Source organism: Ensifer sp. R1-3 (assembly GCF_056739175.1).
In genome coordinates this window covers 1,593,492-1,615,629 of sequence record NZ_CP096515.1, presented here as the reverse complement: position 1 = coordinate 1,615,629, position 22,138 = coordinate 1,593,492, and the positions used below count along the sequence as shown (strand labels likewise).

Genomic DNA, 22,138 nt, shown 5'->3' with positions numbered 1-22,138 from the left:
CGACAACAGAGAAAATATAAGCCGAAGAACTTCGGTTAACCGCATGTAAACATGTGCGAGCATCTTGCCAAGCGCCTGAAAAGCGAGAAGGGTGCGCCCCACAGCTTCGATCACCGCCGACGTCGCGAATGTCGGTCACTGTAGCCGTCCGGTAACAGGCCGGGCGCCACCGTCAGAAAGTGCCTGGAGTCCTGCATGCCGATGAAATTCGAATTTTCTTTCAGCAAATCCCACCGTCCGGCCGGCGGCGCCGCGGTTCTCCTGCAGGTTGCAGGAGCCAAGGAAGCAGCCGGGGCGGCTGTCGTCGATCCGGAGGGCGTCCTGGCGAAGGCGGCGAAGATCGGGAAGTTCACGGGCAAGGCGCTCTCGACCCTCGACGTCATTGCGCCGCACGGCTCGCCGGCCGATCGGATTGTCCTGCTCGGCCTCGGGGACGCGGGCGCCACCGGCGATCACGACTGGCTGAAGGCCGGTGGCGCCGCGGCTGCGAAATTGCGGTCTGCCGAAAAGATCACGGTTTTCCTGGATGCGCCGGGGCTCGAAGTCACCGGCAAGGCAGCCGCGGATTTCGCCCTTGGCATGGAAATGAACGCCTACGGCTTCGAGAGCTACAAGACCCGGAAATCGGATGACGAACCGAAGGCGGCGCAGAAACCGGTGAAGGTCACCATCGTCACCGGCACGGTGATCGCAGCGAAAAAGGCCTTTATGACGGCCCAGGCGGTCGGTGAAGGCGTGTTTCTGGCGCGCGATCTCGTCAACGAGCCCGCCAACGTACTGGGCCCCGTGGAGTTCGCGGCGCGCGCGAAGGAACTGGAAAGACTCGGCGTCGACGTCGAGATCCTGACCGAGCGGGAGATGAAGAAGCTCGGCATGGGCGCACTCCTCGGCGTAGCGCAAGGCTCGTCCCGTCCGCCGCGGCTGGTCGTGATGCAATGGAAGGGCGGAAAGGCCAAGGAAAAGCCGGTCGCCTTCATCGGCAAGGGGGTCGTCTTCGACACCGGCGGCATTTCGATCAAGCCCGCTTCCGGCATGGAGGAAATGAAGGGCGATATGGGCGGGGCGGCGGCAGTGACCGGCCTGATGCATGTCCTTGCCGCGCGCAAGGCGGCCGTCAATGCCATTGGGATCATCGGGCTCGTGGAGAACATGCCGGACGGAAGTGCCCAGCGGCCTGGCGACATCGTGACGTCCATGTCCGGGCAGACGATCGAGGTGATCAACACCGACGCCGAAGGCAGGCTCGTCCTCGGCGATGCCCTCTGGTACTGCAATGACCGATTCAAGCCGCAGCTGATGATCGATCTCGCAACGCTGACCGGCGCGATCATGGTGGCGCTCAGCAATCATTACGCCGGGCTGTTCTCGAACGACGACCGGCTGGCCGAGCAGTTGCTCGCCGCCGGTTTGGCGACGCAGGAGCGACTGTGGCGGATGCCGCTCGGCAAGGAATACGACAAGATGATCGACAGCAAGTTCGCCGACATGAAGAACACCGGCGGCCGGCACGGCGGCTCGGTCACCGCGGCTCAGTTCCTGAAGCGCTTCGTCAAGGACACGCCCTGGGCGCATCTCGACATCGCCGGCACCGCCATGGGTTCGCCGACCGACGAGATCAACCAGTCCTGGGGCTCCGGCTTCGGCGTTCGTCTCCTCGACCAGCTGGTGCGCGCGAACTACGAATCGTGACCGTTCGCCCGAGATCGGAATGACCGAGATCCTTTTTTACCACCTGACGGAATCGAAGCTCGAAGACGCCCTGCCGCCGCTGCTCGACAAGAGCATCGAGCGCGGCTGGCGGGTGGTCGTGCAGACGATAGACGCCGAAAGGCGCGATGCACTGGATACGCATCTATGGGTCTATCGGGACGACAGCTTCCTGCCGCACGGTACGGACGCCGGCGAGTTCGCGGCGGAGCAACCGATTCTCGTCGTTGCCGATGACGGCAACCGGAATGCCGCGACTGTGCGCTTTGTCGTCGACGGCGCCGAGCCGCCGCCGGTTTCCGAATATGAGCGGGTTGTTTTCATGTTCGACGGCTACGACCAGCAACAGCTCGAGGCGGCACGCGATCAGTGGAAGCGGCTCAAGGGCGAGGGGCACAATCTCACCTATTGGCAGCAGAACCGTGACGGAAGGTGGGAAAAGAAGGCGTGATCGGTCGAGTATCGATGGCCTGTGACAGACCCTCCCCAATCCCTCCCCACAAGGGGACCACAAGGGGGAGGGGCTTGGATGCCGCGCCCCCTTTTTCCGTAGTCGTGATCCGAGAATTCTAGGCTGCTTTAGTCACGAGATTGTCGCAAGCGCCTGGCCCCTCCCCCTTGTGGGGAGGGGTCAAAGCCCCTTTCCATCAGTCGTGAAACGCCTCGACGAATTTGCGTCGGCCGAGCATGAAGGCGTCGGCCACGTGCCGGAGCGGCGCCAGGTCGACGTCCGATCTGCCGGCCTTGATGATCTCGGCGAAACGCCGATAGAGCATGGGGTACTCCTGCTCGGGCTCCTCGTGGACGATCTTGCCGTCTATCGCGAGTTTGGCGCCGCCTTCGGAGAGGACCATTCCGCCCGCGTCGGTTTCAGCGACGATGTCCCAGCTCTGCTTGCCCGTCTGGCGCCAATCGAACTCGGCAGCGACATCGAGCTTTTCGGCATCGCTGAAGGCGATCGTGGCAGCGATCGGCGCGTCCCGGTTCTCGGGAAATTCCAGCGTCGCGGAGGTGATGAAGACCGGCCGGGGCAGGATGTGGGTCATGATCGAGAGTGCATTGATGCCCGGGTCGAAGACGCCGAGCCCCCCGGCTGCCCAGATCCACTCCTGGTTCGGATGCCAGTGGCGGACATCTTCCTTCCAGATGATCCGGACGTTGCGAATCGCGGCCGACGCCAGAAACGCCTTTGCGGCTTCGACTGCCGGCGCATAGCGCGAGTGCCAGCTCGCGAAAAGCGAAACGCCTTTCTCCTCCGCCAGCGCCTCCAGGTCCGCGACCTCGCTCAGGGTCGCGCCCGGCGGCTTTTCGAGGAAGACATGCTTGCCCGCGGCAAGCGCGGTACGCGCCGCCTCGTAGCGGTATTGCGGCGGCATGCAGAGCGAAACCGCCTCGACCGCCGGCACGGCGTCGATCATGGCCTCTATCGACTTGAAATTGTCGATGCCGTCCACCGTTCCGTGGCGGCTTGCGGCTGCGATCAGGCGGTAGTCCGCGTTCTTCGCAAGCGCCGGCAGATGTTGGTCGCGCACGATCTTGCCGACGCCAACGATGGCAATGTTGATTGGGGACATGGTGTCTTCCGCCCTGATTAGTATGATTTATTCCGGACCCTTTTAGCAGATTGGGAAATACCGACAAGCCGGCTTCCCGTTGCAAAAATTAGCCTAGCCGCTTGGGTGGACAAGATGGAACGCAAATCTATCTTGTCCGTCTTCTTGCCTCTCGAGGGGGGTTCTTCGGAGCGAAGTCAGGATTTCAGAATGCCACATATTCGTCTTGCGACACGGGCCGAGCTCGACACGATCATCGACTGGGCCGCCAGGGAGGGATGGAATCCCGGTATTGACGACGGCAACGCTTTCTGGGCCGCCGATCCCGAAGGCTACTGGGTCGCGGTCGAGGAAGAGCGACTTGCCGCTGCCATTTCGCTCGTGCGCTATGGCAGCGGTTACGCATTTCTCGGCTTTTTCATCGCCGATGAGGAGTATCGGGGCAGGGGCATCGGCCTCGATCTCTGGAAGTGGGCAATTGCAAGGGCCGAGGGGCGGACCATCGGCCTCGACGGGGTCGTGGGCCAGCAGGAAAACTATCGGAAGTCGGGTTTCGGCTGGTCGCATGCGAACATCCGTTACGGCGGCGTGGTGAACGTGACCGAGCCGCCCGGCACCGAGCTTGTCGACGTGGCGCCGGTGCATGCGGCGTCACTGATCGATTATGACATGAGGTTCAATCCAACGCGGCGCGAGGCATTTCTGCGCGAATGGACCAAGCAGTTGCAGACGCGCAGAAGCGTGGTCCTGCTGCGTGACGGGGCAATCGCCGGTTACGGAACGATCCGCAAGTGCCGCGAAGGCTACAAGATCGGTCCGCTGCTCGCCGACAGCGAGACCGGTGCCGATCTCCTGTTTCGCAAGCTCGCAACCGGCACCGGCGGGGAACGGATCTATTTGGACGTCCCCGAGCCGAATGCGTCGGCACGGGCACTTTGCACGCGCTACAACATGAAGCCGGTTTTCGAGACCGCCCGCATGTATCGCGGACCGGCGCCCGATCTGCCGCTTGCGCGCATTTACGGGATTACGACCTTCGAACTCGGCTGAAAACAGGTTCGCCGATCGGCTACCCCGCCATCGCTTCCTCGTATTCCGCCGACAGTTCCAGCCATTGCTCTTCCGCAGCCGCAAGCTTTTCGGCGGCATCGGCGCGCTCCTTGGCGCGTTGAGCCGCTTTTGCCGGGGCCTTCTCGTAAAGGGCCGGGTCTGCAAGCTCGGCATCAAGTGCCTGAATCACTTTCTCCAGTTTGCCCGTCAAGGACTCGATCTCATTGATCTTTTTCCTGAGCGGTGCCAGTGAGGCTCGCCTGTCCGCATTGGCCTTTCGCTGGTCTGCCTTGGAAAGCGCCTCATCAGATCCGTTCACCCTGGGCTTGTCGTCCTTCGGCTTCGGCCCGCCGACGATCAGCCCGCGATAGTCCTCGAGGTCACCGTCGTAGTTCGCGACGGTTCCGTCGCGCACCAGCCACAGCCGGTCGGCCGTCGCTTCGATCAGGTGGCGATCGTGGGAGATGAGGATGACCGCGCCGGAGAAATCGTTGAGGGCGGCGATCAGTGCGTTGCGGCTGTCGATGTCCAGATGGTTGGTGGGCTCGTCCAGGATAAGCAGACTTGGAGCCTCGAAGGCGGCAAGGCCCATGAGAAGCCGCGCCTTTTCGCCACCGGAGAGATCCTTGGCCGCGGTGTCCATCTTCTCGGTCGCAAGCCCCATCTGCGCCACGCGGGAGCGCACCTTCGCTTCCGGCGCTTCCGGCATGCGGCGGCGGACGTGCTCCACGGCGCTCTGCGTCGGCACGAGATCGTCGAGCTGGTGCTGGGCGAAGAAGCCCACCTTCAGTCCCGGGGCGATCCGCACCTCGCCGCTTTCCGCGCGGAGGCGTCCGGCGATGAACTTCGCAAAGGTGGATTTGCCGTTACCGTTGGACCCGAGCAGCGCGATCCTGTCGTCCGCATCGATGCGCAGATTGAGCCTCTTCAGGATAGGCTTGCCCGGTTCGTAGCCGACCGCGCCTCCCTGGATGGCGACAATCGGTGAGGCCACCTGCTTCTCCGGATCCGGGAAGGTGAAGCCCTGGACGTGGTCTTCGATGACGGCTGCCACGGTGCCCATCCGCTCCAATGCCTTGATGCGGCTCTGGGCCTGACGGGCCTTGGAAGCCTTGGCCTTGAAGCGATCGATGAAGCTCTGCAGATGCTTGCGGGCCGCCTCGTTCTTGGCCTTCGCCTTCATCTGCAGTTCGTCCGCTTCCGCCTTCTGCCGCTCGAACTGATCGTAGGAGCCGCGGTAGAAGGTGAGCTTCTTCTGATCGAGGTGAACGATCGCGTTCACCGCGGTGTTCAGGAGGTCGCGATCGTGGCTGATGATGATCACGGTGTGCGGATAACGGCGGATATAGTCCTCGAGCCACAGCGTTCCTTCGAGATCGAGATAGTTGGTCGGCTCGTCCAGGAGCAGCAGATCGGGCTCGGAAAAAAGGACCGAGGCAAGCGCCACGCGCATGCGCCAGCCACCGGAAAAGGAGGAGGCGGGGCGTTTCTGCGCCTCGTGGTCGAAGCCGAGACCGGCGAGAATGCTTGCCGCGCGCGCTTCCGCCGAATGGGCGCCGATGTCGGCGAGCCGCGTCTGGATCTCGGCGATCCTGTGCGGATCGACCGCCGTTTCCGACTCCGCGATGAGCGCCGTGCGTTCCCTGTCGGCCTTGAGCACGATTTCGATCAGAGGTTCTTCCGTCCCCGGCGCTTCCTGTGCGACCTGTCCGATCCGCGCGTTCTTCGGCAAGGAAACACTGCCGGCTTCCGCCGCAAACTCGCCGGTGATGACCCGGAACAGAGTCGACTTGCCGGCGCCGTTGCGTCCGACGAGCCCGGCCTTCGTGCCCGCCGGAAGCGTCACGGAAGCGTTATCGATGAGCAAACGGCCCGCAATGCGGGCGGAGAGGCCGGATATCTGGATCATCCGGGCCTTTTGCCCGGACTTTTTCGGGAAGGCAAGAGGCTCGCGCCACTGCTGCCGCGATCGCTCGAATAAGGATGCCGAGGGCATTTTCAAGTGAGGATTGTTATGGATTCATGGACAACGTGTTCCGATAATCAATACTTCCCATCCTCATGATGAGGCCCCACATCTTCGGACGGAGAGCACGAGAATGCTCTTCTGACCCTTTGATCGGACCGGGCGCCATCGGCGAGGCCACCGCGTCCGGAATGGTGCCGATCAAAACGGTCGCGACGAAACCTTCGTTCAAGCGAACGACCGATCAGGAGTGATGATCATGAGGAACGCAATCCATACTGCTCTCGCCGCCACCCTCGTTGCCACAGCCGTTCTCGGCGGTGCATCCGCAGCCTTTGCCGGCGGCAGCTATTATCAGGGTGTCAGCGACAAGCCGCTCTACACCGAACGCGCAGCGCGAGCCGGTGACCAGACGGCCGTTCGCCGTGCTGACGGCTCCCTCGACCGTACGTCCACCGGCTCCGTCGGCTATGCTCCGCAGCCGAAGGTCGTTTCCGGCGGTGAAGGCGAATACTACCAGGGCCTCAGCCGCTAAGCCGCAGCTGACGAGTCACGGAGCAGGCGCGGCCTCCCACGCGCCTCTTTGCTCCGCCCGAACGAAAGGCCCGGTTTCCCCGAACCGGGCCTTTCGTGCCCCGGATGGCCTTTTGAAACGGCGTACTCCCGCGCGGAAATCGGTTTCGCACAAAGTCCTGTATTCGCTTCGCCTTTATACTTGACGATCAAAGTCAGCAATAATATGCCGCCTTGCTAAAATGGAGGTGGTTTTGGGCGGCTCAGGCGAACTTTCGGTGTCTCCGTTCGGTGTTGCAAGTCTGGCTGCGCGGGGCGACCGGCCGGCGCTGCTTTTGCGCGGCGGGCGGATCGTGAGTTACCGCGAACTTGCCGAGCGCATCGACCGGCTCGCTTCTCGGTGGCGCGGCGATCGCGGACTGGTCACAATCGAGGCCGATCTTTCCGAACACGCTGTCGTCGCTTATCTCGCGGCACTCGAGGCGGGCCACGCGGTCGCCCTGTGCGGCACCGCTTCCATGCTCCGGGACCGCGACGTCTTCAGACCGGAATGTTGCTACCGCCGCTTTGACGGCCGTTGGCGCATGGAGCGGCTGGAGGGAGACGCGATCGCGCCGCATCCCGAACTTGCCGTCCTGCTCTCGACGTCCGGCAGCATCGGGCATGGAAAATGGGTGCGGCTGTCGCACATGAATATCCAGTCCAATGCACGATCGATCGCGGAATATCTCGGCTTGACGGCAGCGGACCGAGGCTGCCTCATCCTGCCGCTCCACTATTCCTACGGGCTTTCCGTCCTTAACGCCCACCTCGCCGTGGGCGCGAGCGTCTATATGCCGGGCTGTTCCATCCTCGACGAGGGCTTCCTCGATGAACTTGCGCAAAGCGCCAGCTCCAATTTCGCCGGCGTCCCTTATTCCTACGACCTTCTGGAAAAGGCTGGGTTCCGGGCGCGGGATTTTCCGGCGCTGCGCTTCATGACTGTTGCCGGCGGACGTTTGGCGCCGGAACTCGTGCGCCGCTACAATGAGCATCTCTCCGCGCGCAATGCGCGCCTTTTCGTGATGTACGGCCAGACAGAGGCAACGGCTCGCATGGCCTATATGCCGCCGGACCGTCTCCGGGGCAGGGAAGACCGGATCGGCATTGCGATCCCGGGCGGGAGCCTGACGATCGAGGATAACGATGGAAGGATAATCTCCAGCGCCGATCAGCCCGGCGAGCTTATCTATCGCGGGCCGAATGTGATGATGGGCTACGCGTCGTCACGCGCCGATCTCGCGCGGGGGGCCGAGTTGTCGGAATTGCGGACCGGCGATCTGGCCGTAAGAGACGCGGACGGCGTCTTCCGGATCGTCGGACGAACAAAGCGGATCTCGAAGATTGCCGGCCTGCGAATCGGTCACGACGCTCTGGAGGCGGCACTGGAGCAGCACGGCGTCGCCGCCGCCGTCGTCGGCAACGACACCGAAATCCACGCCTACTATGTGGGAAGCGGCGATCCGGATGAAGTTCGCCGCCTGCTCCTCGAGGCGAGCGGCTTGACCTTGATGCATGTAGGGGCTTCCCGCCTGGACAAGTTGCCGAGATTGACATCCGGCAAGATCGATTACCCGGCCCTTCGCATGCGGCCGGCCGCGGCGACGTGCGGCAGTTCGGAAGAGGGGGACGTCGAGGCGCTTTTTGCCCAGCTCTTCTATCCGAAGAAGGTTCGACCGGAGGACAGCTTTCTGTCGCTTGGTGGCGATTCGCTCCGTTTCGTCCAGCTTTCGATCGGCCTTGAGAAGAGGCTCGGAGAACTGCCGGAGGGCTGGGAAAAAATGGCGGTCGGCGCACTCGCCGCCCATAACGGCCGCGAGCGCAAGAGCCGCCGGATCGGCGCGGATTTCCTGATCCGGGCGCTGGCGATCCTGCTGGTCGTTGTCCACCACGAGACGCTTTGGCCGATTCCGGGGGGATCGGCCGCCATGGTCATTCTCGCCGGCTTCGGTCTTGCGCGATTCCAGAGCGGCGCACTGCTCTCCGGCGCGATAGACAAGCTGCTGCGGCCGCTCGCCCAGATACTCGTCCCCTACTATCTGATCGTGGCGGGCTACGCGCTCGCCTGGGGCGACGTGCCCTGGGCTTCGGTCTTTCTCGTCGGGAATTTCGGCATCGCAGATCCCGGGCTCCACGGCATGGTGCCCTATCTCTACTGGTTCATCGAAGCCTATTGTCAGATGCTGCTGGTGTTTGGCGCTCTGTTTGCCGTTCCGTTCGTCCGGCGCGCCGCGGCCAAGAGACCCCTTGCCGTGGGCATGGCGCTGTTCGTTGCGGCCTTCGCTGCGCGGATGGCGTTTCCGCTTCTCATCGATATCGGCAACCGCCAGATATTCACCCTTCCATGGATCTTCTACATGGCGGTGCTCGGCTGGTGTGCGGCAATTGCCGAAACGTGGAAAGAGCGCTCGATGGTGATGCTGGCAGGGACAGGCGTATTCCTGTTCCTCGGGCTCTATGAGGGCGTCTGGATCGGGACGAAAGTCAAATATCTGCTGCAGATCGCCGTTCTGGCCGCGCTGCTCTTCCTGCCGCGCATTCGCATGCCGCAATGGGGTAGGCGGCTGATCCTGCCGCTTTCCGCAGCGGGCTTCCACATCTACATCCTGCACCGTTTCGTGCCGGAGTTGCTGTTGCTGCCGATCCGGCCGTTGCTCTCGCCGTTCGCCTTTGCCCTCTGCTCCATCCTGGGCGGCATCGCGCTCGGGATTGCCGCCTGGCTCGGACAGCGTCGCCTCATCGCGTGGCTCGCCGGGACCCGAGACAGGCGCATCTCGCTTGCCCCGGTGGGCCGGCTCGAGCCTGGACTCGCCTCAGTCGGCCCACTTCTTGCCCTCGGTCCGCAGGAAGGAAACCAGGTCCAGCGTCAGTGAGGGGTGCTTAAGCGCGGTCAAGGTCGCATGCGCCTGGCCACGATGATGGGTCTGATGGTTGAAGAAGTGAGCGAGCGTCCGTGCGAGCCGTTCCGTGACCTCGACCGGATTGGTGAGCGGAGAATAGGTGAAGTGCCCCGCAAGACGCTCCTCGTCGAGGCTGTCGATCCAGGCGATGATTCGCTCGTCCTCGGCCACCCGCGCCGCCGTCAGACCGTTGAGATCTTCGTGCAGGATGGCGTCGAGCCGCGACGGCGCCTCGCCCTCTTTCGTAAACCGCTTCATCCAGATCCGGTCCGCCACGAGGATATGGTTCAGCGTCCCGTGCAGCGAGCCGAAGAACGCTCCCTTGTCTTCCCGGTATTCCGAATCCGACAGTTCCGAGACGGCGGCGTAGACACGCCGGTTCGCCCAGCGATTGTAATCGGCAAACATCCGGTAATGGTCGAGCATCGGCAATCTCCTCGTGTGGTCGGCAACCTATCGCGAATTCGTATTCCGGTGGCAAATGCCACTCATGAAATTTAATGATTGATCCGCAAGCGATGCTCCCCTTATGTCGCCCGGTAGCGAAGTACAGGAGCCTGAATGACCCGCAAACTCTACGCACTCTCCGGAACCGACACGAGCCGCCCCTTTTCGCCGCATGTGTGGAAGACGAAGCTGTCGCTCGCCCACAAGGGCCTAACCTTCGACATCGCGCCGGTCGGCTTCACCGAGATTCCGAGGCTGGAGCAGGGGGCGACCAAGATCGTTCCGCTGCTGCGCGACGGAGAGAAGCTCGTCAGCGACAGCTTCGATATCGCTCTCTATCTCGAAGAGGCCTATCCCGATCGTCCGCCCCTGTTTTCCGGCGAAGGCGGCAAGGCCATGGCGCGCTTCGTCGAGGGCTGGTCGCAAACGACATTGCATCCGGCGATCGGGCGTATCGCGATCATGGACATTCATGACAGCCTCGACCCGATCGACCGGGCTTATTTCCGGGCGAGCCGCGAGGAGCGCTTCGGAAGGCCGCTGGAGGCTGTCGCCGAGGCCGGGCGAGGAGACCTCGAAACCTTCTCGGTGAAGCTCGAACCGATCCGCCACATGCTGAAGTTTCAGCCGTTCCTCGGCGGCGACAGGCCGCTCTTCGCCGATTATATCGTCTTCGGCGCGCTGCAATGGGCACGCATCGTTTCGCCACATCGCCTGCTTGCCGCAGGCGACGTCGTCACCGACTGGTTCGAGCGTTGCCTTGACCTTCACGATGGCCTGGGCCGCAGCGTGACAGCGGCGTGAAACTACGGCACGAGGGGGCGAATCATCGCCGCGCCCCCTTGTTTTGCGTGGAATTGGCGGCTAATGAACCGCCACTTCTCAAGAGCAAGGGAAATTGAGCCAATGGCGATTGAACGTACCTTTTCGATGATCAAGCCGGATGCGACGAAGCGCAATCTGACCGGCGCCATCACCAAGATGCTGGAGGATGCCGGGCTTCGCGTCGTCGCCTCGAAGCGCGTCTGGATGAGCCGCCGCGAAGCCGAAGGCTTCTATGCCGTGCACAAGGAGCGCCCGTTCTTCGGCGAGCTCGTCGAATTCATGTCCTCGGGTCCGACCGTGGTTCAGGTTCTCGAAGGCGAAAACGCCATTGCCAAGAACCGTGAAGTCATGGGCGCTACCAATCCGGCCAACGCTGCCGAGGGCACGATCCGCAAGGTCCACGCTCTTTCGATCGGCGAAAACTCGGTTCACGGTTCCGATGCCCCGGAAACGGCTGCCGAGGAAATCGCCTATTGGTTCTCCGGCACCGAGATCGTCGGCTGATCGGTAAACCAGCGGAGTGATTTTCAAGCCGGGGCGGCGACGCTCCGGCTTTTTACGTCGGACAGGTGGCGGTCTCGAAGCGCGCCGGCGCCTTGCCGTCCTTGAAGACCTCCGGGTTCTTGTCGTAGGCCGGACCTTCGACAAGGGGCTTCGCCGGCATCACGTCCTGATCGATGTCCGAAACGACAGTCGTCTCCAGCCTCTGAAGCGATGTCCCGTCCGGTCCTTTGACCTCGATGGTCACGGCATAGGGTCTCTGCTTCTTCACGCAGGTGATGTCCGGACTTTCCAGCACCACCTTGTTCAGCTTCGGGAAAAGCTTCCGTTCAAGCGTCAGCGGATTGCCGCCGGCAGGGTTTTCGAAGTTTGCGACGACAGTGCTTCCATCCGGAACCGGCTCCGTCTTGTTGAGCGTGACCATATAGGTCGCATAGGCCAGCCGATAGTTGAACACGAACATCTTGCCGGTCAGTTCGAGCGGATCCCTGCCGCTTTCGCGTTGACAACCGGCAGCGACCGCTGCGGCGAGCAGAGCGGATATCATGGTTCTCTTCATGGCTTCGGTTCCTCCCTGCTGCGGCGATAATGGCGCCTGGCCTTCGTCCGGTTGCCGCAAACCGCCATGTCGCACCACGTCCTGCTCCGGTTGCGGCTGCGGTCGAGAAACAGCCACGCGCAGTTGGGGCAGATTTTGAGGCGTTCCCTCTCCGGTCCGGCAATGAGGCCAAGTACCGAATGCGCCGTGGCCACATCGAGCGGCGTGCCTTTGCGCGTGTCTGCGGGTTGACGCAGGACGGTGGCGATCGCCTCGAGCAGGTCGGCCAGAAGATCCGGCCGGTCCTCAGTCCTCACCAGGGCCCGGAAATGGCGGTCCGTCGCCTCGCGCAAGCCGATGAATGCATTTCGGCGCTCTGATTTTGCCGGGACGAGCGTGCCGAAACGGTTCCGTTCGGCGCCGTAGAGATTTGCGGCCTCGGCGAAGGTGTCGATCGCGGCCGGGTCGTCGAAGCGATCGGTCCTGCGCTCCGCATCGAAGCGCATGACCACGGAATTGGCGACGTCCAGTGCGAGCGCGCCGCCGGAGAATCGATGTGCGGTCCAGGTGAAGCTCATGCGAAAATCCTAACTGGTAAAACCTATTTTACCAGTTATAGTACGCTTGTCATCACGCGGATGTGCCATGGCCTATTTTCTGCAGCAGATCGCCAATGCCGTACCCGTGGCCGCGCTTTATGCGGCGCTCGCCTTCGGATACGCGATCGCCTTTGCTGTCACGCGGCGGGCGGACCTGACCTATGGCGCGCTCTTCGCCTTTGCCGGGCAAATCTTCGTGCTCTTCGCGGATGTCGGCTGGAACCGGCTGTGGCTGGTACTGCCGGCGGCGCTCGGGCTCGGGGCGGCAGCGGCGCTCGCGTTCGGGCTCGGTGCCGGTCTTATTGCCGGCCGCTACGTCATGCGGCCCCTGGCTTTTTCCTCCGCCAATGCCGTGGTCGTCGCCTCGCTCGGAAGCCTGCTGGTGCTGATGGAAACGGCCCGGCTCGCCTCCGACACCAGAAGCCTCTGGCTGCCGCCCTTCCTGAACGACGTGGTGGTGTTCTGGCCGAACCCTGCCTTTCCGGTCGCGCTGACGGTCGTGCAACTCGTCAACACCGCGCTCATGATGGCCCTTGTCGCCGGCGGCCATTGGCTGTTGACCCGTTCCTATGCCGGCCGCTACTGGCGCGCCGTTTCCGAGGATCGCAAGGCCGCCGCGCTTTGCGGCATCGATCCGGGAGCGGTCTATATCGCCGCCTATGGCGTGGCGTCGCTGATCGCGGCGTTCTGCGGGATTCTCGCTGCTTCCTATTACGGCAACATGGATTTCGGCACCGGGCTGACCTTCGGGGTCAAGGTCCTGTTCATCGCCGCCATCGGCGGGCAGACTTCGCCGTTATTCGCGGCACTGGGCGCGGCCGGCATCGGCCTCATGGAGACGCTGTGGAGCGCCTATGGACCCATCCTCTGGCGGGACTTCGCCATATTCGGCTTTCTGGTGATCGTGCTCGTGGTCACGCGCCGGGAAAAGATCATTCCCTGATCAGAGCGGGAAGAGGAAAAGTGTGCGCGGTTTTCCGCCCGCATCCCGCGTCTCAACTTCTTGGAATCTATCACGCTCATGTTTTTAGGTCGACCCGACCTAAAAACATCGTGATTCAGGCGGCGTGAGAGATCAGCGGCGCGTCCAGCGATCGCGTGCCGCGTCGTCCGCATCCTTCGCGCTGACCCAATCGCCTGCGCTGCCGTCGGCGTGATGTTCCTTCTTCCAGAAGGGGGCCGAGGTCTTCAGGAAATCCATGATGAAATTCGCGCCATCGAATGCCGCCTGCCGGTGCGGCGAGGCGGTTACCACCAGGACGATATTCGCTCCCGGCTCCATGCGGCCGAAGCGATGGATGGCGGTTGCAGCCTGCAGGCCGAAGCGCTCGACCGCTTCGTGGCATATCCGTTCGATCTCCGCCTCTGCCATGCCGGGATAATGCTCGAGCTCGAGCGCACTGAGGGCTCCGGCCTCGTCCCGGCACAGCCCCGAAAACGTGACCACCGCACCGATGTCCGTCCGCGCACGGCAAAGCGCCGAGACTTCGGCGGCGATGTCGAAGTCGTCGCGCTGGACGCGCACGGTGACGGGGGCGGCCATGGCTTCAGCCGCCTGTCATCGGCGGGAAGAGGGCGATCTCGCGGGCGCCGGCGATCGGCTCGCCGTGCTCCACATGTTCCTGGTTGATCGCCGCGCGGATGACGTTCGCGTGCTCGAAAACCGCGGCATATTCCTCACCGCGGGTCTTCAGATGGCCCAGCAGGTCGGCGATCGTGACGACATTCTCCGGCAGGTCCAGTGTCTCTTCAGGCCTGCCGATGCGCTCGCGAACCCAGGAGAAATAGACGAGGTTTACCGTGCTCATTCGTTGACCACATGTTTCAGGCCGGCGCGGAAATAGTCGTAGCCGGTATAGAGTGTGATGGCCGCGGCGATCCACAGCAGCAGGATACCGGCTTCCGTCACATAGGGCACGATCTTGTCGCCGGCGGGACCGGCGAGCAGGAAGGCGATCGCGACCATCTGGATCGTCGTCTTCCATTTGGCAACCCGCGTCACCGGAACGCTGACCTTGAGGGCTGCAAGATATTCGCGGAGGCCGGAAACCAGTATCTCGCGGCAGAGGATGATGATGGCAGCCCAGATCGACCAGCCGGCGATCGTTCCGTCGGCGGCCACGAGCAGCAGGATCGAGGCGACCAGCAGCTTGTCCGCGATCGGATCGAGCATGCGGCCGATATTCGAGGTCTGCTTCCATATGCGGGCGAGATAGCCGTCGAAGAAGTCCGTGATCGAAGCCGCGACAAAGAGGATGAGCGCGGTCCAGCGCGCAAAATCCGAGCTGTGAAGCCGGCCTTCGATGAAGAAGCAGAAGACGATCAGCGGCACGATGAGGATGCGGAAATAGGTCAGCAGATTTGGGATGCTATAGGCTATGGGCGTTGGCATGGATTCGGTTTCTCTGGACACGACAGTCCTCATTTCCCGCCATCTGGGGTCTCGGCGCGATCGATTCTAGTGGTCGAAGCGGGATGCGGGCGGAAACGCCGAACGCCTTTCCTCATCCCCTCCGGGTTCAGCTGTACAGAATGACTTTGCGACCATAAGGTCAACAGATCATTGCGTGACGCCTGTCATATTTGGCGGATTTCGCCTGAACGCAGGCTGAACCGCGCCGCCCCGTCATTTGGCGGCGTCCTCGTGGAAATGCTCGTAGACGATACGGGCGACCGTTTCGGAAATGCCGTTTACCGACATCAGGTCGTTGATGCCGGCGCGGGACACGGCTTTGGCGGTTCCGAAATGGGTGAGGAGCGCGCGTTTGCGCGTCGGGCCGATTCCGGCGATCTCGTCGAGCGGATTCTTGACCATTTCCTTTTTCCGGCGAGCCCGGTGCGAGCCGATCGCGAAACGGTGCGCTTCGTCGCGCAGACGCTGGATGAAGTAGAGGACGGGGTCGCGCGGCGGCAGAGTGAAGCTTTCCCGGCCTTCGGCGAAGAAACGCTCGCGCCCGGCGTCGCGGTCGACGCCCTTGGCGACGCCGATTGCCGTCACGCAGTCCTCAATGCCGAGTTCCTTGAGAATCGTACGAACTGCCGTCATCTGGCCCTGGCCGCCATCGATCAGGATGACGTCGGGCCACGCGGGGAAACCGGCATCCTCACCCGGCTCTGCGGACCGATCCGGCTTGCCCTCTTCTTTCAGGAGGCGGGAGAAGCGCCGCGTCATGACCTCGCGCATCATGCCGAAATCGTCGCCCGGCGTGATGTCGGTCGATTTTATGTTGAACTTTCGGTACTGGCCTTTAACGAAGCCCTCCGGGCCGGCGACGACCATGCCGCCCACCGCATTGGTGCCCATGATATGCGAGTTGTCGTAGATCTCGATGCGGCGCGGCACGTAAGGGAGTTGGAAGGTTGCGGCAAAGCCTTCGAGCAGGCGCCCCTGCGAAGCCGTTTCGGCGAGCTTGCGGCCATGCGCCTCGCGGGCGTTTGCGAGCGCATGCTCGACGAGATCCTTCTTCTCTCCGCGCTGCGGCACGAGGATCGAGACCTTGTAGCCGGATTTCTCGCTGAGCGCCTGTGCAAGCAGTTCCTGTTCCTCGACGGGGGCGCAGAGCAGGACCTGCCGCGGACAGGGCTTGTCGTCATAGAACTGCGCAAGAAACGCGCTGAGCACCTCGGCAGGGGGAATCGAAGGATCGGCTTTCGGAAAATAGGCGCGATTGCCCCAGTTCTGCCCCGTCCGGAAGAAAAACACCTGGATGCAGGAGATGCCGCCTTCGTGATGGATGGCGAAGACGTCCGCTTCCTCGACGCCGGCCGGGTTGATGCCCTGGTGGCTCTGGACGTGGCTCAGCGCGGCCAGCCGGTCGCGGTAAAGCGCGGCCCGCTCGAAATCGAGGTTCTCCGAAGCCTCGGTCATGGCGGAGGCAATGGTCGCCTTCACCGCCTGGCTCTTGCCGGAGAGAAAATCCTTGGCTTCGCTGACCAGTTCCGCGTAATCCGCATCGCTGACCTCGTTCGTGCACGGCGCGGAACAACGCTTGATCTGATAGAGCAGACAGGGGCGCGTGCGTGTTTCGAAGACACTGTCGGTGCAGGTTCTGAGAAGAAAGGCGCGCTGCAGCGAGTTGATCGTGCGTCCGACTGCTCCGGCCGAGGCGAAGGGGCCGAAATAGTCGCCCTTGCGGCTGCGCGCGCCGCGATGCTTGTAGAGCGCCGGCGCACGCGTATCGCCGGTGACGACGATATAGGGGAAGGACTTGTCGTCGCGCAGAAGCACGTTGAAGCGCGGGCGCAGGCGCTTGATGAGGTTTGCTTCGAGCAGCAGCGCCTCGATCTCCGTCCGCGTCGTCACGAATTCCATATGCGCAGTCTCGCGAACCATGCGCGCGATGCGGTTCGAGTGGCCTCGCCCCTGCGCATAGTTGCTCACCCGCTTCTTCAGGCTGCGGGCCTTGCCGACATAGAGCACGTCGCCGGCCTCGTTGAGCATCCGGTAGACGCCGGGCCCGTTCGGCAGGCGCTTGACGAAGGCCTGGATGAGTTCGGCTCCCTTGAGGCCCGCCGCTTCCGGCAGGCTCTCCGCCCATCCTATTGCCGGCGCCGGCCGTTCGGCCTCGGTCACTTCGACCAGATCGTCTTCGTCGTCGGTCTCCGTGGCGTCGTAAAGGATGCCGCCATCGGTGGGCGTCTGCCCGTTCATTCCACTATCTCCCGAATATCCGGCGTCTCCCAGGCAAGGTGCTGGCCGCCGTCGAGTGCAATCATCTGTCCGGTAACCGACGGCGTGTCGAAAAGGAAGCGGATCGCGCGTCCGAATTCCTCGAGCGCCGGACCGCGCCTGAGGATGAGCGCCTCGACCTGGGCCTCGAAATCACGCGGATCCTGTCGCTCGTTGGGCAGCGTCGGCCCGGGTCCGATGCCGTTGACGCGAATGTCGGGGGCGAGCGCCTGGGCCATCGTCTGGGTTGCCGTCCACAGCGCCGATTTGGACAACATATAGGAATAAAAGCGCGGATTTGGAGACCAGACGCGCTGATCGATGACATTGACGATCAGACCGGAGACGTCGGCCGGCCGCTGCAGCGCAAAATCGCGGGCGAGCAGGGAGGGGGCTTTGACATGCAGCGCGAAGTGCCGCTCCCAGACCGCTTCGTCGAACTCGGCGAGGCTGTCCTTGTTGAATACCGAGGCATTGTTGACGAGGAGATCCAGCGGACCGAGCAAGGCCGTTGCCTCCGCGACGAGCCCGGAGGCGGCGCCGACCTCGGTAAGATCGGCCCTGAGCGCGACCGCCCTCGCGCCGGTCTTTCCAAGCTTCCCGGCGAGCGCCTCCGCTTCTGCGAACGATCCGTTCGCGTGAATGGCGAGCGCGAAACCGTGCGCCGCCAGATCCTCGACTATTGCCCTGCCGATGCGTCGGGCGCCGCCGGTAACGAGCGCCGCCTTGAGTGTCCTTTTCAACGTTTCGTCCCGTTCTTCGAATCCTGATGCCGAGTGGCAGAAGATATAGGCTGGAAACGCTCGCCGAAACTCTCGCCGGACGATTCATTTCTGAAAAATTAACGCGGAAGCCGTAATTTGCATCAGTTTGTATTGCTATAGTATATCTTTCGTTAATCTTGAATCGTGGTTAATAAAGTACCTGTGTCTGCGCTGCAACATCGCATTTCAGTCGCGTTGCCGCCACTAAAATTTCACATTTTGGCTCTTGAGATTCCTCATTTCCTGATCAATTTCGGGTCAACCGGGCGGGTTAATTGCAGATGTCCGGTGTTCCGCTGAGAAACAACTAAAACGGAACGCCGGTTCGAAAGGAGAATAGTATGCGTACGCTCACCACCACCCTCATGGCCTCGGCCATGGCCCTCGTTGCCTTCCAGGCCGCCCACGCCGCTGACGTGGTCGACGAAGTTCCGGCTGCTCCGGCTGCCGAATATACCGAACCGGCAGTGCGCAACTGGTCCGGCGCCTATGTCGGCGGCACCATCGACTGGCACCATGGCGAGGCCGATGCGACCGGCAACAATAAGTCGGTCGGTTTCGGTGGCGGTCTCTATGGCGGTTACAATGTCCAGGACGGCCAGATGGTTTATGGCGGTGAAGCCGACGTAAACTACACCGGCAACGACTCCCGCTCCAGCGGCCGCCGCGTCAAGCAGGGTGTCAACGGCTCGGTCCGCGGTCGCGTCGGTGTCGACCTGAACCCGGTCCTCGTCTACGGCACGGCCGGTGTCGCACTCGGCAATGCCAAGCTTTCGACTCCGGCAGGCTCCGACGACAAGACCCTTGTCGGTTGGACCGCAGGCGTCGGCGCCGAAACCTTCGTCACCGACAACATCACTGCGCGTGCCGAATACCGCTACACGGATTACGGCTCCAAGGACTTCCGCGCCGGCGGTTCGACGATCTCGTCCGGTTACGACGAGCACAGCGTCAAACTCGGTATGGGCGTCAAGTTCTGATCCGTCCAACACGATCGAAAAAAAGGCCGGGGCGACCCGGCCTTTTTGTATTGTGGGCTGCTTTACGTGCCCCTCATCCGCCTGCCGGCACCTTCTCCCCGCAAGCGGGGCGAAGGGGATAAGCGGCAAGCGCCAGGCCTCTTTCGCCGTTGAATTCGGGGCAAGGCGGGGCTGCGTGTCCCTTCTCCCCGCCTGCGGGGAGAAGGTCGCGGCAGAGGGATGAGGGGCACGCGCAAAAGCTCAAGCCTTGAACTTCGAATAATCAGGGAAGTGCTTTTCGAATTTGGCAGGCCAGTTCTTCAGCTTGGGCCGGCCCTTCTGCCATTCGCCGGCGAAGCGCAGTTCGATGTAGCGCAGCGTGGCGGCGAGCGCGAAGTGACCGGCATTGAGCTTGCTGCCGGTCTTGGGCAGGTTCGCTTCGAGGTGGTCGAGCCCCCGTTCCACCTTGTCCCATTGCCGGTCGATCCAGGGCTGGTGCACCTTTTCAGGCGGATGGAAGCGTTTCTCGTAGACGATAGCGAGCAGGCTGTCGCAAATGCCGTCGCAAAGCGCCTCGAAGATCTCGATCCGGGTACGCTTTTCGTGATTCTTCGGATAGAGCTTGCCCCCGGTTTCACGATCGATGAAATGCATGATCGCCCGGCTGTCGTAGATTGCCAGGCCGTCCGCGGTTATCAGCGTCGGAATCTTGCCCAGCGGGTTGTTGTCGATCAGCTGCGGCGGATTGGAATTGGTTTCCGTGAGAACGCTTTCCGCCGCGATTCCGGCATGATGAGCCGCCATGCGGACCTTGTTCGAATAGGGGGAGGCGGGCGAGTAGAGTATCTTCATCCGATGTCTTTCCATCATGGTGCTGGAGGCAGCGAGACGGTGTCTCGTCTGCAGGCCTGTCGGTCGACTTGAGGACAAGCCCTGAATTTCAGTTCCTCGTCGAAGCAGATCCTGATTTCTTCGAGTAGCCTGCCTTCGCAGGTAACAGCGATCGACTCGCTCGTCATCCCGGAATTTTTCTTCTCGAAGGCCGCTTCGATCGCCTGGACGGAGAGGCTCTCCGCGCCGTCCGCAGTCGTCAATTCCGGAGGAATGGTGAGCCTCTCATGCGCGGCGCGCGTGACCGCGAAATAATCCCTCTGGCTGAGGCCAGAACAGGTGCCGTGCTTGCGCCACTGGTGGCCGATAAGGCCCATAGAGGGGATGAGGTCGAAATATTGCCGTCCGAGCGATTCGGGCACGCGGTCCGAGTGCCGCGTCCGGCAATATTCCGGATAGCCGTTTTCGTTCTGCGGCCAGAGTCCGTGTACGATCAGGCCATGTCCGCGCCGGTTTCGCACTGATCGGACTTGCCTTTGGGATCGTTGGCGTCGCACCAGGTCGGCGACCAGGAGAGGGAAAGCACATAGAAGTCGAAGCCCGTGCCGACGGGCACAGGCGCGATTGACGCACTTCTCGCCAAATCTTTCGAGGGGTTCGGGGCAGTCTGGCTGCCGTCTTCACCGCCACAGCCGACAAGCGCACCAAGGACGACGATTGCCGGCAGCAGCCAGAAACGCGTCGCGTTCGATCGAATTCGTGAGATGCGCTTCAGCTTTTTGTACTCATGCATGTCGTTGTCCCAAAACCGCTGCGCACTTTTGGGCGACATGCGTCAGGTGCTGATCACCGAAGCGAAGCGCAGTTGGCGCCGTACACATACCATGGGTCGAGGCCGCCGACGCAGAACTCGATATTGGACCCGACGCCGGCAAAGCCCCATGGTCTCTCGATCAGATACCACATCGGGCGCCGAACGCCGTCCGTCGTCACCGCGGTCGCGTAGCAATATTCGCGTTCCACCAGATGGGTGTAATCGCGCGGTTCGAAGCGGCTCTGACCCATTTCGCGGATCTCGGCGATGGCGATGTTGGCGCGCAGGTAGTTCGCCGCCTTGTAGTCGAAGCGTCGGGTGATGAAGCCGAGGACGGAGGGGTTGCCGCAAACGCCGACGTCGTAGGTGTGCCGGGCGACGGGAACTTCCGCAAAGTCTGCGGCGGCCACGCTGCTGGCCATGCCGGCAACGAGGGAAAGCGAGGTGAGAAGCATTGCGGCAAGCTTGCAAGTCATGGCTACCTCCCTGAGTCGTCGTAAGAGATTGAAGCCACAGAACCTTATCCGTCAAGGCCCTCGATTGAGCGGCGCCTCGCCGCGCAGCCAGAAGCAACGTCCCGAAGCGAAACGATCCTGGGCGAGTTGTGTCTTCAGGTAGGGTAGCAGAATGTCGAGTTCGCCTTTCAACGTGAAGGGCGGGTTGACGATGACGAGGCCCGATCCCGCGAGCCCCGTGGTAACGCGATCGCTGCGCACCGACAGTTCGGCGCAAAGCATCTTCGGGATTTCCAAAGCCTTGAGCGACTCGTGAAAATCCCTGATCGGCGCGCCCTTCTTCAGCGGATACCAGAGGCAGTAGATGCCGCCGGTGAACCGGCGGTATGCCTTGGCAAGCCCATCCACCAGCCGCTCATACTCGCCTTCGGCTTCGAACGGAGGATCGACGAGAACGAGCCCTCGCTTTTCCTTCGGCGGCAGATGTGCGCCCAGCGCCAGCCAGCCATCGAGCCGGGTGATGCGGCTCTGGAAATCGCCTTCGAAGAGCCGGTGCAGCGCCTCGTGATCCTCCGGATGAAGTTCCATGGCCGACAGCCGGTCCTGCGGACGAAACAACATGCGGGCGAGCTTCGGCGACCCCGGATAATGCATGAGGCCGCCTTCGGGATTGAGGTCGCGAACGGCGGAAAGATATGGGTCGAGAATGGCGGCGACCGGGGCGGGAAGCTCGGCCTCGATCAGCCTTCCGATGCCCTCGCGCCATTCGCCGGTCTTCTGCGCTTCCTCGCTCGAAAGGTCGTAAACGCCGATCCCCGCATGGGTGTCCAGCACGCGGAAGGCCTTGTCCTTCTGCTTCAGATAGGTGACGAGCCGCGCCAGCACCGCGTGCTTCAGGACATCGGCGAAGTTGCCCGCGTGGTAGATGTGCCGGTAGTTCATAAGCGTTGCCGATGGCCGCGATCAATTGTTTCGATGAATGGCGAATGGGGCTTTGAGCGTCCCTGG

22 protein-coding genes and 1 pseudogene are annotated in these 22,138 nt (G+C 62.5%); 9 read left to right on the top strand and 14 right to left on the bottom strand.

All coding sequences use genetic code 11. The features are described 5' to 3' along the window. Positions 1–195 precede the first annotated feature (195 nt). A complete protein-coding gene (locus M1D43_RS07805) occupies positions 196–1,689 on the top strand; it encodes a leucyl aminopeptidase (RefSeq protein WP_153313837.1) in 1,494 nt (497 codons plus the stop codon). A 19-nt stretch (positions 1,690–1,708) separates the two neighbouring features. Further along, positions 1,709–2,158: a DNA polymerase III subunit chi gene (locus M1D43_RS07800; protein ID WP_003531625.1), complete on the top strand. Its 450-nt coding sequence runs from the start codon at positions 1,709–1,711 to the stop codon at positions 2,156–2,158. Positions 2,159–2,354: 196 nt separating this feature from the next. Here M1D43_RS07800 and M1D43_RS07795 read toward each other — a convergent pair whose 3' ends face one another. Continuing rightward, positions 2,355–3,281, bottom strand: coding sequence for a Gfo/Idh/MocA family protein (locus M1D43_RS07795; RefSeq protein WP_003531624.1), 927 nt, complete (start codon positions 3,279–3,281; stop codon positions 2,355–2,357). A gap of 189 nt (positions 3,282–3,470) precedes the next feature. Here M1D43_RS07795 and M1D43_RS07790 point away from each other — a divergent pair, with 189 nt between their 5' ends. Then, positions 3,471–4,310 carry a GNAT family N-acetyltransferase gene (locus M1D43_RS07790; RefSeq protein WP_192923433.1) on the top strand — a complete coding sequence of 280 codons (840 nt, stop codon included), beginning with the start codon at positions 3,471–3,473 and terminating at the stop codon, positions 4,308–4,310. A gap of 19 nt (positions 4,311–4,329) precedes the next feature. On the opposite strand, the gene M1D43_RS07785 is transcribed toward M1D43_RS07790, so the two are convergent. Next, complete coding sequence (locus M1D43_RS07785; RefSeq protein WP_153313835.1) at positions 4,330–6,219, bottom strand: ABC-F family ATP-binding cassette domain-containing protein; 1,890 nt, start codon at positions 6,217–6,219, stop codon at positions 4,330–4,332. A gap of 310 nt (positions 6,220–6,529) precedes the next feature. Here M1D43_RS07785 and M1D43_RS07780 point away from each other — a divergent pair, with 310 nt between their 5' ends. After that, a complete protein-coding gene (locus M1D43_RS07780) occupies positions 6,530–6,811 on the top strand; it encodes a hypothetical protein (protein ID WP_003531620.1) in 282 nt (93 codons plus the stop codon). 232 nt (positions 6,812–7,043) lie between these two features. Continuing rightward, positions 7,044–9,701 carry an AMP-binding protein gene (locus tag M1D43_RS07775; protein WP_153313834.1) on the top strand — a complete coding sequence of 886 codons (2,658 nt, stop codon included), beginning with the start codon at positions 7,044–7,046 and terminating at the stop codon, positions 9,699–9,701. On the opposite strand, the gene M1D43_RS07770 is transcribed toward M1D43_RS07775, so the two are convergent. Continuing rightward, positions 9,642–10,154 (bottom strand): DinB family protein, encoded by a 513-nt coding sequence (locus M1D43_RS07770; protein ID WP_003531618.1) that lies wholly within the window; start codon positions 10,152–10,154, stop codon positions 9,642–9,644. The genes M1D43_RS07775 and M1D43_RS07770 overlap by 60 nt on opposite strands. Positions 10,155–10,289: 135 nt before the next feature. Between M1D43_RS07770 and M1D43_RS07765 the strand changes: the two genes are divergently transcribed. After that, complete coding sequence (locus M1D43_RS07765) at positions 10,290–10,979, top strand: glutathione S-transferase family protein (protein ID WP_153313833.1); 690 nt, start codon at positions 10,290–10,292, stop codon at positions 10,977–10,979. Between the two features lie 102 nt (positions 10,980–11,081). Further along, positions 11,082–11,504: a nucleoside-diphosphate kinase gene (gene ndk, locus M1D43_RS07760; protein WP_003531616.1), complete on the top strand. Its 423-nt coding sequence runs from the start codon at positions 11,082–11,084 to the stop codon at positions 11,502–11,504. Between the two features lie 52 nt (positions 11,505–11,556). Here ndk and M1D43_RS07755 read toward each other — a convergent pair whose 3' ends face one another. Next, complete coding sequence (locus M1D43_RS07755; protein ID WP_153313832.1) at positions 11,557–12,060, bottom strand: hypothetical protein; 504 nt, start codon at positions 12,058–12,060, stop codon at positions 11,557–11,559. Beyond that, positions 12,057–12,617: a CGNR zinc finger domain-containing protein gene (locus M1D43_RS07750; protein WP_127541498.1), complete on the bottom strand. Its 561-nt coding sequence runs from the start codon at positions 12,615–12,617 to the stop codon at positions 12,057–12,059. Before M1D43_RS07750 ends, M1D43_RS07755 begins: the two co-directional genes overlap by 4 nt. Positions 12,618–12,684: 67 nt before the next feature. Here M1D43_RS07750 and M1D43_RS07745 point away from each other — a divergent pair, with 67 nt between their 5' ends. Beyond that, positions 12,685–13,581 (top strand): branched-chain amino acid ABC transporter permease, encoded by an 897-nt coding sequence (locus tag M1D43_RS07745; RefSeq protein ID WP_088217780.1) that lies wholly within the window; start codon positions 12,685–12,687, stop codon positions 13,579–13,581. A 132-nt stretch (positions 13,582–13,713) separates the two neighbouring features. Here the strand turns inward: M1D43_RS07745 and M1D43_RS07740 are convergent, their stop codons facing one another. The 5 genes from M1D43_RS07740 to M1D43_RS07720 all read right to left on the bottom strand — a co-directional run bounded on the left by M1D43_RS07740 (position 13,714) and on the right by M1D43_RS07720 (position 18,050). Beyond that, on the bottom strand, positions 13,714–14,181 hold the full coding sequence (locus M1D43_RS07740) for a molybdenum cofactor biosynthesis protein MoaE (RefSeq protein WP_014526664.1): 468 nt from the start codon (positions 14,179–14,181) through the stop codon (positions 13,714–13,716). Positions 14,182–14,185: 4 nt separating this feature from the next. Then, positions 14,186–14,446 carry a molybdopterin converting factor subunit 1 gene (gene moaD, locus M1D43_RS07735; RefSeq protein WP_003531611.1) on the bottom strand — a complete coding sequence of 87 codons (261 nt, stop codon included), beginning with the start codon at positions 14,444–14,446 and terminating at the stop codon, positions 14,186–14,188. Further along, positions 14,443–15,030 (bottom strand): CDP-diacylglycerol--glycerol-3-phosphate 3-phosphatidyltransferase, encoded by a 588-nt coding sequence (pgsA, locus tag M1D43_RS07730; protein WP_003531610.1) that lies wholly within the window; start codon positions 15,028–15,030, stop codon positions 14,443–14,445. Before pgsA ends, moaD begins: the two co-directional genes overlap by 4 nt. A 234-nt stretch (positions 15,031–15,264) precedes the next feature. Further along, entirely contained in the window at positions 15,265–17,289 is a 2,025-nt protein-coding gene (gene uvrC, locus M1D43_RS07725) for an excinuclease ABC subunit UvrC (RefSeq protein ID WP_153313831.1), read from the bottom strand. Continuing rightward, positions 17,286–18,050, bottom strand: coding sequence for an SDR family oxidoreductase (locus M1D43_RS07720; protein ID WP_003531608.1), 765 nt, complete (start codon positions 18,048–18,050; stop codon positions 17,286–17,288). Before M1D43_RS07720 ends, uvrC begins: the two co-directional genes overlap by 4 nt. 362 nt (positions 18,051–18,412) lie before the next feature. On the opposite strand from M1D43_RS07720, the gene M1D43_RS07715 reads away from it, so the two are divergent. Further along, complete coding sequence (locus tag M1D43_RS07715) at positions 18,413–19,051, top strand: outer membrane protein (RefSeq protein ID WP_003531607.1); 639 nt, start codon at positions 18,413–18,415, stop codon at positions 19,049–19,051. A gap of 240 nt (positions 19,052–19,291) precedes the next feature. Here M1D43_RS07715 and M1D43_RS07710 read toward each other — a convergent pair whose 3' ends face one another. The 4 genes and pseudogenes from M1D43_RS07710 to M1D43_RS07695 form a co-directional block, all read right to left on the bottom strand. Further along, on the bottom strand, positions 19,292–19,882 hold the full coding sequence (locus M1D43_RS07710; RefSeq protein WP_003531606.1) for a glutathione S-transferase: 591 nt from the start codon (positions 19,880–19,882) through the stop codon (positions 19,292–19,294). A 14-nt stretch (positions 19,883–19,896) separates the two neighbouring features. After that, positions 19,897–20,654 (bottom strand): annotated as a pseudogene (locus M1D43_RS07705) (ribonuclease T2 family protein). Between the two features lie 53 nt (positions 20,655–20,707). Next, entirely contained in the window at positions 20,708–21,151 is a 444-nt protein-coding gene (locus M1D43_RS07700; RefSeq protein ID WP_003531605.1) for a hypothetical protein, read from the bottom strand. Positions 21,152–21,202: 51 nt separating this feature from the next. Next, positions 21,203–22,072 carry a 23S rRNA (adenine(2030)-N(6))-methyltransferase RlmJ gene (locus M1D43_RS07695; protein WP_153313829.1) on the bottom strand — a complete coding sequence of 290 codons (870 nt, stop codon included), beginning with the start codon at positions 22,070–22,072 and terminating at the stop codon, positions 21,203–21,205. Positions 22,073–22,138: the final 66 nt, after the last annotated feature.